Here is a 12,791-nt window from a genome sequence, read left to right as displayed (position 1 = left end):
GCCCGCGCCTACGCCCGCTGCCGAACCGGCCACCACGCGGATGCCTGCCGCACCCGTCGACGCGACCACCCGGATGCCGGCTCAGGCCGACGTGCCGACGACGCGCACGCCGCGCGTGGACCCTAGCCGCACCGCCACCCCGGCGCGCGGATCGGCCCCGCGTGGGTCGGGCGCCGACGGCAGCCGGGAAATCGAGTCCTGGTTGGGCGATCTGCGCGGCGGTGCCGCCCAGGGTGAGGCCAAGCGTCCGCCGACGGCCGGTCGACGCCAACCCCCGCCGCCGGCCGCCGAGCCGCCGACCACTGCCATTCCCACCCAGCGGCCGACGGACTCCGATCAGACCGAGAAGATCGACACCCGTGAGGCGGCCGAGGACGCCCCCAAGCGTCGGGGCGGCGGCATGAGCGCTGCCGACCTGCTGCGGCGCGAGGGCCGGCTCTAGCGGTCGCTCGCAGGCTGCACGTCGTCGGTCTCGCTGGCGACGGGCGGTCCGGTGTCGGCGGCCAGGGCAGCCTCCTCGGCGGCCGGGTCGTCGGCGAGCAGGACGCGCATCGCGCTGTTGACCACGGCGACGATCGGCACGGCGAGCAGCGCGCCCACGATGCCGGCCGTGACGCCGCCCGCGGTGATCGCCAAGACCACGGCCAGCGGATGCAGTGACACGGCCCGGCCCATCACCAGCGGCTGCAGCACGTGCGCCTCGAGTTGCTGCACGGCGATGATCAGCCCGAAGGTGATCAGCGCATAGACCCAGCCCTTGGCGATCAGGGCGACGACGACGGCCAGTCCGCCGGTGAGCACGGCGCCGACCAGCGGGATGAACGCACCGAGGAACACCAGCGACGCCAGCGGCAGCGCGAGTGGGATGCCCATGATCGCCAGACCCGTGCCGATGCCGACCGCGTCGACGAACGCCACCAGGAACGTGGCGCGCACGTAGCCGATCAGCGAATGGAAACCGGCCCGGCTGGCGTCGCGCACCCGCTCCCGCACGGTCGTCGGGAAGATCTTGGTGACGAACGCGAAGATGTGGCGGCCGCCCTGCAGCAGGAAGATCAGCGTGAACAGCATCAGCAGTGCACCGGTGACGATCTCGGTGATGGTGCCCGCCGTCGACAGGGCGCCGCTGGTCAGCTTCGACTGATTGTTCTTGAGCGCCTCGATCGCGGTGTCGGTCGCACTCTTGATCTGGTCGTTGCTGAAGTGCGACAGCAAGCCGCTGTTCAGCGAGTTGCGCGCGTTGGTGATGCTCAGGGTCACCTGGTCGACCAGCGCGGGAGCGCCCTGGATGAACTGGCTGACCACGAACGTCAGGAGACCGCCGACCACCACGATGCTGCCGACGATGACCGCGGCGACGGCCGCGCCCCTCGGCAGTCCCCGGCGGTCCAGGAAGTCGACGAGCGGCAGCAACATCGCCGTCACCATCGTCGCGAGCAACACCGGCACCACGATGACTTCGAGGCGCGACACCACCCAGACGACGGCGACCAGGCCGCCGAGGATGATCAGCAGCCGCCACGACCACGCGGCGGTCTTGCGGACGAGGGGGTGCACCGACGCGTCCGCCCCCGGATCGAGTGACACTGCGTAAGGCGGCGACGCGGGGGTCTCTGACAACCGGGAGGGCATCCCGGTAGCGTAACGACTCGCCGCGCCGGTTCTGGCAAAGCTCGCCGGGCGACGGGTCGCCGTTACCCTGTACCCGTGTCGCAGGATGCCGACCACGGCGGGGGCGGAGCGACCGGGGAAATGACCCAGGAGCGCCGCCCACGCGGAAAGTACTGGTGGGTGCGCTGGCTACTCGTCGGCGTCGCCGTCAGCGTGCTCGCCGTCGAGGTGGTACTCGTCTGGGACCAGCTCGCCAAGGCGTGGCGGAGTCTGCTGTCGGCCAATTGGTGGTGGGTGCTGGCCGCGGCGTTCGCGGCGCTGGCGTCGATGCACAGCTTCGCCCAGATCCAGCGCACGCTGCTGAAGTCCGCCGGCGTCGTCGTGCGGCAGTGGCGGTCGGAGACGGCCTTCTACGCCGGCAACGCGCTGTCGACGACGATGCCGGGCGGCCCGGTGCTCTCCGCGACGTTCGTGTACCGGCAGCAACGGCTGTGGGGCGCCTCGCCGATGGTGGCGTCGTGGCAGCTGGTCATGTCAGGGGTTCTGCAGGTGGTCGGCCTGGCGCTGATCGGTCTGGCGGGCGCCTTCCTGCTCGGGGCCAGCAAGAACCCGTTGTCGCTGATCTTCACCCTCGGCGGGTTCCTCGCCCTGCTCGTCCTCGCGCAGTCGGTGGCCGCCAACCCCCAGCAGATCGACGGGATCGGCGTGCGGGTGCTGTCGGGGATCAACTCCCTGCTCGGCAAGCCCGCCGATACGGGCCTGACCAAGTGGCGCGAAATCCTCTGCCAGCTCGAGTCGGTCAGCATGAGCCGGCGGACCCTGGGTACGGCGTTCAGTTGGTCGGTGTTCAACTGGGTCGCCGACGTCGCCTGCCTGGCGTTCGCCGCCTACGCCGCCGGCGGCAAACCGTCGCTGGCGGGCCTGACGGTCGCCTATGCGGCGGCCCGCGCGGTCGGGTCCATCCCGCTGATGCCCGGCGGACTTCTGGTGGTCGAGGCCGTTCTGGTGCCGGGTTTGGTGTCCAGCGGGATGACGCTGGCGTCGGCGATCTCGGCGATGCTGATCTACCGGCTGGTGAGCTGGATCTTCATCTCGTCGATCGGCTGGGTGGTGTTCTTCTTCCTCTTCCGCACCGAAAGTGCCGTCGACCCGGATGCCACGCCCGAGGCCGGCCCGGGTGACGGCGGGGCGACGCCTGCCGAGTTCAGCCCCGACCCAGAGGTAACCTACGACCCCGAGACGCTCTGTGCTCCCGAGACGCTCTCTGCCCCCGAGACGACGCATGACCCGGAAGCGGGCCGCGAGTCCGAGGACCGGCCATAGGATCGGCGGATGCACCGCATCGGCTCCCGCACCGTCGCGATCCTCGGCGCGGTCGTTCTGCTGACGTCGTGCGGCAGCCCGACGCAGGGCCCGCCCACCTCCAGTAGCGCCGCCCGCCCGTCCGCCGCGACGCCCACCACCTCACCGCCGGTTCAGGCCACGCCCGTCCTCGCCAGCGTCGTCGCCGCACCCGTGCCGGTACCGACCACCGACGGCAAGCGCCACCTGGCCTACGAAGTGCAGTTGACCAACGCCCTCGACGGTGACGTGACGTTGAAGTCGTTGTCCGTCAAGGCCGGAACCACGGAGCTGCTCACCTTGTCGGGTGACCGGCTGGCCTACTGGATGCGGGCCCTCGGGGCCACCCAGACCCCCACCACGACGCTCGGGCCCGGCCGGGCCGGCATCGTCTGGCTCGACGTGGTCCTCGACCAATCGGCACCGGTCCCCACCGAGCTGTCGCACACCATCGTCGCCGACCTGGCCAAGCCGATGCCACCGCTGCTGCCGGCCACCGTGACGGAGACCGCCGTCGCGCCCGTGACGGTCTCCACCGAGAAGCCGGTGGTGATCTCCCCGCCCCTGGACGGTCCGCGCTGGCTGGACGGCAACAGCTGCTGTGACATGACCGCTCATCGGATGGCGCTCAACCCGCTCGACGGAAGCCTCTGGGCCGCAGAACGATTCGCGATCGACTACCTCCAGATCAGCGCCGACGGCACCATCTTCAGCGGCGACCGGTCCCGGCCCGAGAGTTACCCCTACTTCGGCGCGAACGTCCATGCCGTCGCCGACGGGCCCGTCGTCGGCATGCTCGACGGGCTGCCCGAACAGGTGGCGGGCACCAGTCCCGTGGGCCTTGCGCTCGACCAGTACGCCGGCAACCACGTGGTGCAGGACATCGGGGGCGGAAACTTCGCGCTGTACGCGCATCTGAAGACCGGCAGCGTGAAGGTCAAGCCCGGCGACTCGCTCACCACGGGTCAGGTGATCGCCAACCTCGGCAACTCCGGCAACACCGATGCCCCGCATCTCCACTTTCACGTGATGAGCACGCCGGACCCGTTGCGGTCCAATGGATTACCGTTCACGTTCAAGGACTTCACCCTCGACGGAAGACTGGCCTCGATGGATGCACTCGACCCCCTGCTGACCGGCCGACCCGCGCCGATGGCGCCGGGCGCGACGCCGCGCGACGAGAAGGACCTGAGCCCGCTCGTGCTCGACGTGATGACCTATGCCGCAGGCTGACCGCAGGGCGGTGGCCGCGTCGGCCGCGGCCGACGCGTTGTGCGTGCTGGTGTTCTGCGCCATCGGCAGGCGCAGTCACGCCGAGGGAATCACCGTGGCCGGCGTTGCCGAGACGGCCTGGCCGTTCCTCGCGGGCACCGCAATCGGATGGGCGGCCGCCAGGGCGTGGCGCCGGCCGACGACCCTGGCGCCCACCGGCGTCGTCGTCTGGCTGAGCACCGTCGTCGTCGGAATGGCGTTGCGCAAGGCCACCTCCGCGGGCACGGCGCTCAGCTTCGTGGTGGTCGCTTCGCTTTCGACCGCCATCCTGCTACTCGGTTGGCGCCTCGGCGCAAGGGCCCTGGCTCGCCGCTGAGCGCCTCGTCGTCGGCCGAATCCGACTCCGGCTCGGGCGAGGTCGACACCGTCAACGTCGCGCGCAGCCCGCCGAGCGGCCCGTCGGACAGCTCGATGCCGCCGCCGTGCAGCTGCGCCTGCTGAGCCACCAGCGCCAGCCCCAGCCCTGATCCACCCGGGGTCGCCGTACTGCCGCGGGCGAACCTGCCCATGACGAACTGGTGCTCGTCGACTGGCAGCCCGCAGCCGTTGTCGTCGACCACGATGGTGAGTACCTCGCCGCGGCCGTCACTCGTGACGTGGCGGTGCGCCGCCAGCACGATCCGGGTCGCGCCGCCGTGGGCAATGGCGTTGCGCACCAGGTTGTCCACCGCGAGCCGCAACCCACCGGGCCAGCCCCAGATCGCACCGAGGGCGTCGTCGCTCTGCACGACGATCTCCACGTCACCCGCCCTGGCGTTTTCCCGGGCCACCCGGTCGAGCATGTCGGTGACGTCGATGAGCTCGCGGTCCTCCACCTGCGCGAGCTGACCCGACGCGAGCTGGCCGAGCGCGGTGATGATGGCCTCCACCCGCCGCTGGGCGCGCGCCAGGTCGCCGACGACCTCGTCGCGCTCGTCAGCGGGCAGGTCGTGGATGCGCAGCGTGTCGAGGTCGGCGCGCATCGCGGTCAACGGCGTGCGCAGCTCGTGCGCCGCGTTGGCCGCGAAGTCCTGGGCCGCCTGAAGGGAATTCGTGGTGGCGAGCTGGGCCGCGGCGAGGCGTTCGAGCATGCCCGCCATGGCGTCGGAGAGTTCCTCGGCCTCCCGCGCGCCCCTCACCGCCGTCATCCGGTCGCTGCCCTTGCCGAGCCGCATCGTCTGCTCGGTGAGCCTGCGCAACGGCCGGATCGCCGGACCCGCCAGCATCCAGCCGAGCCCGCCCGCAATGAGCACGGTCACCACGCCGACGGCGGTGTAGAGCGGTATCCGAGCGCGGTTCAGCAGGATGCTGTCGGCGCGGATGCCCACCGACATCAGCACCCCGCCCTGCTGGTCCACCGGGATGGTGCGTACGCGATATTCGATGTCGTTGACCTCGACGGTCTCGGTGCCGGGCGGCAGCTGCGGCAGCTGGAAGCCCCGCTGGAAGACCACCTGTCCCGACGACCGCGAGCGCCCCGTCTGCAGCACGCCGTTGGTCTGGTCGTAGACGCTGGCGTCGACGATCGAGTCCAGCCGCCGGTCCAGCTGCGCGGCGTCGTTGTTGGCCAGCACCAGCGACGTCAGGACGGTGAACACCGCGACCACCGCGGCGGCCGCGGCCGCCGCGGCCAACGCGACGCGCGTGCGCAGCGACGCGGACCGACCGAGCCGATGCAGCTGCACCTCAGGGCTCGTCGCGCAGGACGTACCCGATCCCGCGGACGGTGTGGATCACCCGGGGGTGGCCCTCCCGCTCCAGCTTTCGCCGCAGGTAGCTGATGAAGACGTCGGCGACGTTCGTGTCGACCTCGAAGTCGTAACCCCACACCAGCTCGAGCAGCCGCTGCCGGGTCAACACCACACCCGCATTCTCCGCGAGGACCGCCAACAGGTCGAACTCCCGCTTGGTCAGTTCGGCACGCTCACCCTCGACGAACACCAGCCGCCTCGCGGTGTCGATGGTCAGGTGACCGACGGTCATGGTGTCCGGGGACCGCTCCGAGAGGCTCGACCGGCGCAGCAGCGCATGCAACCGTGCGACCAGCTCGCCGAGGTCGAACGGCTTGGTCAGGTAGTCGTCGGCGCCCGCCTCGAGCCCGGCGATCCGGTCGTTGACCGTGTCGCGCGCGGACAGCACACAAATCGGGATGTCGTTGCCGAGCGCCCGCAGCGCCGTGACGACCGCGACGCCGTCGAGTTCGGGCATCTGCACGTCGAGGACCAACGCGTCGTGTGACTCGTTGGACAGCAGCCGCAGCGCTTCCTTGCCCGTCGCCGCGACCCGTACGTCGAAGCCCGAGTGCCGCAGTCCGCGAGACACCGACGTTCGAACGTCGGGGTCGTCGTCGACCATCAACACCGTGCGACCCGCGCCCTCCAGCGCGGTTGGTTCCGCCACCCGCACCCGGGTTACGGAGTCACGGGCGCGGGCGCGGCGCCGCAGCGATTCTTCAGGTCGACGAGAGGCTGACGGATGCCCGTCAGATCGGCCTTCGGCCCCGGGTTGGCATTCATGTAGTCGGCCACCTTGGTGCGAACCTCTTCGCGGGGCAGACCTTCGAGACTGGTGAAGAAGTAGTTCACGTCGGGGTGGGTGAACAGGTAGGCCGACGTCGACGCCGACACTCCCGACGCCACGCCCGCGAGGTCCGCGGCGGAGCAGTTCGGCGGATTCAAGGCCGGATCATCTGCCAGCGCAGACGGCAGCGCTCCGAACAACATCGCCCCTGCGATCGCGCTGGCGCCCATGGCGCCAGCTACCGCACGTCGCCCAGCACGGGCCGAGATCGACATGATCAAGCTCCTTCTTCGAATGTGCACGGTTCTCCACGTTGCCGCGTCCACCACGCGTTCGCGCGGATGCCGACATCGGAAAGCTAAGCAGAATCGGTGGCGAGTTTCTCGCCTTGCGTCCAATCCGACGCCCCGAGCACCGAAGATCCTGTTCACGTCGACCTCGTGAACACGCAGAGGAGTCCCTGGGGACTACCTGGGAGTGGTCGTCGCGGGTCCCGGCAGCGGACCGGTACCCGGCGCGACGACGGCGGCGGGGGACGACGGGCCCGGCACCGCGGCCCCGGGCACGCCCGCGTTCTGCGCGTTCGAGAGCGCACTTGGCAAACTGCCCGGCAGCGCGCCGGCCTGCGATTGCGCCCCCTGCAGCAGCCCCATCACCTGCGGGAGCGTGAGCGGCAGCCGACAGCGGGCCGACAGCCCCTGCAGCGGCGCCTGCAACGCCTGCATGTCCTTGGCCGCCTGCGGGTTGGCGTCGAAGTACGCCTTGAGGGCCACCAGCGACTGCGGACCCGATTGCTGCTGCGAGATGGTGGTCAGCGCGGCGTTCGTCTGGGGGTGCGCGTCGAGGTAGTTGCCCGTGGAGGTGGCCACCGACCCGATCGTGCGCGCCACCTCGCTGGCCGCACAGGGATCGGCGGCGGCGGTGGCCGAGGGAGTCGACGGGGTCACCATGGCGGTCACGACGGCACCACCCACGGCGGATGCAGCGAACACGCCCGCGAGGCAGCGCCGAGCGGCGGAAGTGGACTTCATGGGTTGGCTCCTTAGCGAGTTCACAGCCCAATTGCCTCGTGAGCGCACGAATGCGAGCAATCGGATCACCGACCCAGACACGGTCACGGGTCATGATGCCATCGCGACGGTGTGGCTACCAACTGGCGCAGCAAATACCCAGGTCGGTGCGGCGAAGGCCCGGCGGCCCGTCTCACGGCCGCGAGGGTCGGCAACCCTACCTCGTGCTGCGGTACGCTCCGTTTTGAAACGCAGGAGCAACCCGGGGAGTTAGGCAGGGCCAGCCATCCAGCAGTTCATGTTGCGGTTGAGCAGCAAGCTGCGTAGATACCGCTGGGCAGTCTTCGTCGCGTGGCTGCTCCTCTTGGTTCCGTCGGTGTACCTCGCCCTGAATCAGTCGGGCAACCTCACCGGCGGCGGTTTCGAAGTAGCCGGTTCGCAGTCGCTGAGCGTCGAGCACGCCATTCAAGACCACTATCCAGACCAGGGTGCCTCGCCCCTGGCCCTGGTCGCCGCGCCGCGGGCGGACGCCTCGTTCGACGACATGACCGCGGCGGTCACGCAGCTCGAGCGCATCGCGGCCGAGGTCTCCAGCGTCAAGGTGATCCCCAACCCGCAGCAGCCCCCGCCGCAGCCGGACCGGCCCTACGTCGTCTCGCTGCAGACGGACTTCAACAGCGGCAGCTCCGACGTGGCGAAACAGCTGCGCAAGAAGGTCGGCATCAACGGCGACCAGCCCGGTCAAATCGAGAACGGCCACGTCAAGCTCTACGTCATCGGCCAGGGCGCGCTCGGCGCCGCGGCCAGCGAGGCCACCAAGCACGACATCGCCCAGGCCGAGAAGTGGAACCTGCCGATCGTGCTGATCGTGCTGCTCGCGGTCTTCGGCTCGCTCGCCGCCGCCGCAGTTCCGCTGGTCCTCGGCATCTGCACCGTGGTGGTGACCATGGGACTGGTCTACCTCCTGGCGATGGTCACCCAGATGTCGGTGTTCGTCACCTCGACGGTGTCGATGTTCGGCATCGCGCTGGCCGTCGACTACTCCCTGTTCATCCTGATGCGGTTCCGGGAGGAGTTGCGTTCGGGCCGCGATCCGGCGCAGGCCGCCGACGCCGCGATGGCGACGTCGGGCCTGGCCGTGCTGCTCTCGGGTCTCACGGTGATCGCCTCGGTGACCGGCATCTACCTGATCCACACGCCCGTGCTGGCGTCGATGGCCACCGGAGCGATCCTGGCCGTCGCGCTCGCCGTCCTGACGTCGACCACCCTGATCCCCGCGGTGCTGGCGACCTTCGGCAAGGCGGCCTCCAAGCGGTCGTCGTACCTCCACGTCTCGCGTCGACCCGAGACCACGCAGTCGAGGTTCTGGACCCGATGGGTGGGCTGGGTGATGCGGCGGCAGTGGATCTCCGCACTCGGCGCCACGGTGGTCTTGGTCGCGTTGGCCACCCCGGCGTTCGACATGACGCTGGGCAACAGCCTGCAACGCCAGTTCGCTCCCACCCACGAGATCCGGGGCGGCATCAGCGCGGCGGCGCAGGCCCTCGGCCCCGGCGCGCTCGGTCCCATCAAGGTTCTGGTCACGTTCCCCGACGGCAACGCCAACGGTTCACAGAACACCGGTGCGCTCGACGCGCTGCAGCAGAAGATGAGCCAGGGGCCCGACGTCGCGACGGTGTCCCCGCCGGTGTTCGCCAACGACAACCGCAGCGCGCTGCTGTCGGCGGTGCTGTCCATCGACCCCGAGGATCCGGCGGCCCGCGACACGGTCGACTGGCTGCGTGCCGAGTTGCCGAGCGCGACGGCGGGCTCCCCCGCCGCGGTCGACGTCGGCGGTCCGACCGCGCTGCTCAAGGACTTCGACCGACGCGTGGCCACCACGCAGCCGATGGTGTTCGTCTTCGTCGCGCTGATTGCCTTCGTGATGCTGCTGATCTCGATCCGCTCGGTGTTCCTCGCGTTCAAGGGCGTCCTGATGACGTGCCTGTCCGTCGCGGCGGCCTACGGCAGCCTCGTCGTGGTGTTCAAGTGGGGCTGGCTGGAGGCGTTGGGGCTCGAACCCCTCGGCTCGCTGGACAGCACCATCCCGCCGCTGGTCCTCGCGATGACGTTCGGCTTGTCGATGGACTACGAGATCTTCCTGCTCACCCGCATCCGCGAGCGCTTCCTGCAGACCAACAACACCCGCGACGCCGTGGCCTACGGCGTGAGCACCAGCGCCCGGACGATCACCAGCGCGGCGCTCATCATGATCGCGGTGTTCGTCGGATTCGCCTTTGCGGGCATGCCGCTGGTGGCCCAGCTCGGCGTGGCGTGCGCCGTCGCCATCGCCGTGGACGCGACGATCGTCCGCCTGGTCCTGGTGCCGGCACTGATGGCGATGTTCGCCCAGTGGAACTGGTGGCTGCCCGGCTGGCTGGATCGCATCCTGCCGTCGGTGGACTTCGAGAAGCCGCTGCCCAAGGCCGACATCGGCGACCTCGTCGTCATTCCGGAGGACATCTCCACGATGGGACCGTCGGGAGCCGACATCCGCAGCGTCGTGAAGTCCGCGGCCAAGCTCAAGACGCTGGCGCGGCAGACCGTCACCGTGGCCGACCCGCTGGCGTTCAGCGGTTGCCTTCCGCCGGGCGGATCGATCGCCGCGCACGTCAAGGGGGGTGACGAACCGCTGGCCAAGCTCTCGCCAGGCGACACCTTGCGGCTGAACACCAACCACCACGGCGGCGGCCGGACGGGGCGAATCGCCGCGGCGCGGAACGGCAAGGGCGGCAGCCGGTTCTTCCCCCGCCAGCCCGTGCACCCGGTGACGATGTGGCGCGGCCGGCTCGCGGTGGCGCTCGACGCCCTGGCGACCGCGGCCGACGAGGACCGGCCCACGGTGCGACGGCGCAGCCCGATGGAGACCACCAACGTGTTGTTGCCGACCGGCGACCGCCTGGAGATCCCCACCGGCGCGGAGACCCTGCGGCTCAAGTGCTACCTGATCATGTGCCGCAACAGCGCCAGGGACTACGCAGAGTTTGCCGATCTGGTCGAGTCCATGGAGACTCAAACCGCGGCGGTGGTGCTGGCCGAAATGGACCGGTACTACTCTGGAGAGCGGTTGAGAAGCCAGTGGGTGGCGACGCAACTCGTACGGCGGTTGGCCGACCCACACCCGTCGGACGACGACGAAGACTGGATGGGCGCCGAGGCGGAGTCCGACTGGGCACACGTCAGGCAGCGCTGCCTGTCGGTGGCAGTTGCGATGTTGGAGGAGGCGAGGTGACGTTGACTTCGGATACGCGGGGCGATGCGGCCGGTCGCCCCAGGCCCGCGGCGAACGCACCCCGGCGGCGCCCCACCGTCGACCAGCGACCCGTCGAATTCTGGCCCACGTCGGCCATTCGCGAGGCGCTCGAGACCGACGACCTGACCGTGTGGCAACGCATCGTCGTCGCCATCAAGCGCGACCCCTACGGCCGAACGGCCCGTCAGGTCGAAGAGGTTCTGGACAACGCACCCCCCTACGGGGTGTCCAAGGCGTTGGACGAGGTACTCACCCGCACCCGCGCACAGCTCGAGGCCAACGAGTGCGCCGAGGTCGGCCGCCACATCCACATGCTGCTGCAGCGCTCGGGCCTCGGTCAGGACGAGTTCGCCTCGCGCATCGGCATTCCGGCCGACCAGTTCGCGGCCTACCTGCAGGGCACCAACAGCCCCGCGGCCTCGCTGATGATCAGGATGCGCCGGTTGTCCGACCGCTTCGCCAAGATGCGCAACGGCCAACCCGACTGACTAGCGGGAGTTGATCGGCGACAGGTCGTCGACCAGCCAGCGTCCGTCCTGCTTGAGCAACGAAACCCGCAGCGGCAGAGCCACACTGGCGGGCTGCTTGCCCGGTGCGTTCTGCGTCCCTCGCATGATCACCGCGACGACCGCGGCTTGCGGACCGATCGCCTCGACGCCCGCTGAGACGGTACTCGCCGAGACCGTGAGCCCCTTGCCCGTCAGATCCTTTGCCATGGAGTCGAACTCACCGCGGAACCCGTCGGCGCCCTTGGTCGTCATCATCGCCGTCAAGCGGTCGACGTTGGCGCTCGGGTTCTGCGGGGTGAACGTCGCCGACGCCTCGGCCGCGCTGCTGGCGATGCCGACCACCTCGGTCATGTCGCGGTTCATCTGTGCCTGCGGCCCCGCCCACCGCGTGTATCCGACCACGACGGCAGCCGCCAGCGCGACGGTGGCCAGCCCCACCACGGCGAGCCGGAGACCGGGCCCGTCGTCGTCGGTGCCGACCGTGACGCCGTCGCGCCGCCACAGCACGGTGTTGACCACGACGCCCTGGACGATCAGCAGACACAGCACCGAGCACACCGCCACCCACCACAGCGGCCAGGCGAGCGCGACGCCGAGATACACCAGCGCCAGCACCGCGGCGAGCGGGGCGAGCACGTCGAATGCCAACACCCGGAAGCGGTTCCTCATCGGATGGTCTCCAGCCGCGACACCAGCAGCTTGCCCCCGACGTCGGAGATGGCCAGCCGCAGCGCCCAATGCACGGTCAGCGGCTTGGCCCCCACGTTCTGACTGACCGACGTGGCGACGACGAGGACGTTGTCCGTGCGCGAGGACACCGTGGCCAGCTCGGGCTGCGGTACGGGCGGCAGCCCCGGATCGCCGGGCGTCGCGTGGAACAGGGACTCGATGGCCACCGACTCGACCTGGCCGACCGTCTGGGACTGCAGCTTCTGCACGACCTGGCTGAACGGCTCGACCGCCGTCTCGAAGTTCGCGTTGAGCTGTCCGACGGTGCCGTCGTGCAGGGTTTGCATGCTCTGGACGACCGTGCCGGAGTTCATGTTGATTAACACGCCGGTCCAGTCGGCCGCGGCCTGCAGCACCCGGGTCTGGTACGCCCGTTCGTCGACGTCGTGGCGGTGGCCGTTCCACAGCAGCACCGCCAGCACGACCGCCGCCACCGAGACGAGGCCGAGTACTGCGGAGCCGATCCCGAACCCGCTGATGCCGCCGCCGGCGGCCGGGGTGGGCTCGTCGTCGAGCTGGTCTGGCATG

At 69.9% G+C, this 12,791-nt stretch carries 12 protein-coding genes and 1 pseudogene; 6 read left to right on the top strand and 7 right to left on the bottom strand.

The annotated features are described in order from the left end of the window. Positions 1–442: pseudogene (locus H7J06_RS21535) on the top strand (hypothetical protein); the annotation flags it as partial. Here H7J06_RS21535 and H7J06_RS21530 read toward each other — a convergent pair. Further along, on the bottom strand, positions 439–1,587 hold the full coding sequence (locus tag H7J06_RS21530; protein ID WP_264041143.1) for an AI-2E family transporter: 1,149 nt from the start codon (positions 1,585–1,587) through the stop codon (positions 439–441). The pseudogene H7J06_RS21535 and the gene H7J06_RS21530 sit on opposite strands and share 4 nt — an antisense overlap. Before the next feature lie 165 nt (positions 1,588–1,752). Between H7J06_RS21530 and H7J06_RS21525 the strand changes: the two genes are divergently transcribed. From H7J06_RS21525 to H7J06_RS21515, 3 genes are read left to right on the top strand one after another with little or no spacing between them, the layout of a single operon-like run. After that, on the top strand, positions 1,753–2,934 hold the full coding sequence (locus tag H7J06_RS21525) for a lysylphosphatidylglycerol synthase transmembrane domain-containing protein (protein WP_264041153.1): 1,182 nt from the start codon (positions 1,753–1,755) through the stop codon (positions 2,932–2,934). A gap of 9 nt (positions 2,935–2,943) precedes the next feature. Then, positions 2,944–4,185 carry a M23 family metallopeptidase gene (locus H7J06_RS21520; protein WP_264041142.1) on the top strand — a complete coding sequence of 414 codons (1,242 nt, stop codon included), beginning with the start codon at positions 2,944–2,946 and terminating at the stop codon, positions 4,183–4,185. Next, the gene (locus tag H7J06_RS21515) at positions 4,172–4,540 is read left to right on the top strand and encodes a DUF3054 domain-containing protein (RefSeq protein ID WP_264041141.1); all 369 of its coding nucleotides are present in this window, start codon (positions 4,172–4,174) and stop codon (positions 4,538–4,540) included. Before H7J06_RS21520 ends, H7J06_RS21515 begins: the two co-directional genes overlap by 14 nt. Here the strand turns inward: H7J06_RS21515 and H7J06_RS21510 are convergent. The 4 genes from H7J06_RS21510 to H7J06_RS21495 form a co-directional block, all read right to left on the bottom strand. Next, positions 4,455–5,888, bottom strand: coding sequence for a sensor histidine kinase (locus tag H7J06_RS21510; protein WP_264041140.1), 1,434 nt, complete (start codon positions 5,886–5,888; stop codon positions 4,455–4,457). The genes H7J06_RS21515 and H7J06_RS21510 overlap by 86 nt on opposite strands. A gap of 1 nt (position 5,889) precedes the next feature. Next, a complete protein-coding gene (locus H7J06_RS21505) occupies positions 5,890–6,558 on the bottom strand; it encodes a response regulator transcription factor (RefSeq protein WP_173007885.1) in 669 nt (222 codons plus the stop codon). A 56-nt stretch (positions 6,559–6,614) separates the two neighbouring features. Beyond that, positions 6,615–6,998: a heme-binding protein gene (locus tag H7J06_RS21500; protein ID WP_264041139.1), complete on the bottom strand. Its 384-nt coding sequence runs from the start codon at positions 6,996–6,998 to the stop codon at positions 6,615–6,617. Positions 6,999–7,190: 192 nt separating this feature from the next. After that, positions 7,191–7,754 carry a hemophore gene (locus H7J06_RS21495; protein WP_264041138.1) on the bottom strand — a complete coding sequence of 188 codons (564 nt, stop codon included), beginning with the start codon at positions 7,752–7,754 and terminating at the stop codon, positions 7,191–7,193. Between the two features lie 277 nt (positions 7,755–8,031). Between H7J06_RS21495 and H7J06_RS21490 the strand changes: the two genes are divergently transcribed. Together H7J06_RS21490 and H7J06_RS21485 are read left to right on the top strand one after the other, a co-directional pair. After that, positions 8,032–11,004: an MMPL family transporter gene (locus H7J06_RS21490; RefSeq protein WP_264041137.1), complete on the top strand. Its 2,973-nt coding sequence runs from the start codon at positions 8,032–8,034 to the stop codon at positions 11,002–11,004. Beyond that, entirely contained in the window at positions 11,001–11,513 is a 513-nt protein-coding gene (locus tag H7J06_RS21485) for a helix-turn-helix transcriptional regulator (RefSeq protein ID WP_264041136.1), read from the top strand. Before H7J06_RS21490 ends, H7J06_RS21485 begins: the two co-directional genes overlap by 4 nt. Here the strand turns inward: H7J06_RS21485 and H7J06_RS21480 are convergent, their stop codons facing one another. Together H7J06_RS21480 and H7J06_RS21475 are read right to left on the bottom strand one after the other, a co-directional pair. Further along, entirely contained in the window at positions 11,514–12,203 is a 690-nt protein-coding gene (locus H7J06_RS21480; RefSeq protein ID WP_264041135.1) for a hypothetical protein, read from the bottom strand. Further along, positions 12,200–12,790 carry a hypothetical protein gene (locus H7J06_RS21475; RefSeq protein ID WP_264041134.1) on the bottom strand — a complete coding sequence of 197 codons (591 nt, stop codon included), beginning with the start codon at positions 12,788–12,790 and terminating at the stop codon, positions 12,200–12,202. The genes H7J06_RS21480 and H7J06_RS21475 overlap by 4 nt, the downstream gene beginning before the upstream one ends. Between the last annotated feature and the right edge of the window lies 1 nt (position 12,791).

Origin of the sequence: Mycolicibacterium hodleri (assembly GCF_025822245.1) — a bacterium.
Lineage (GTDB): Bacteria > Actinomycetota > Actinomycetes > Mycobacteriales > Mycobacteriaceae > Mycobacterium > Mycobacterium hodleri.
This window is presented reverse-complemented; position numbering and strand designations above follow the sequence as displayed.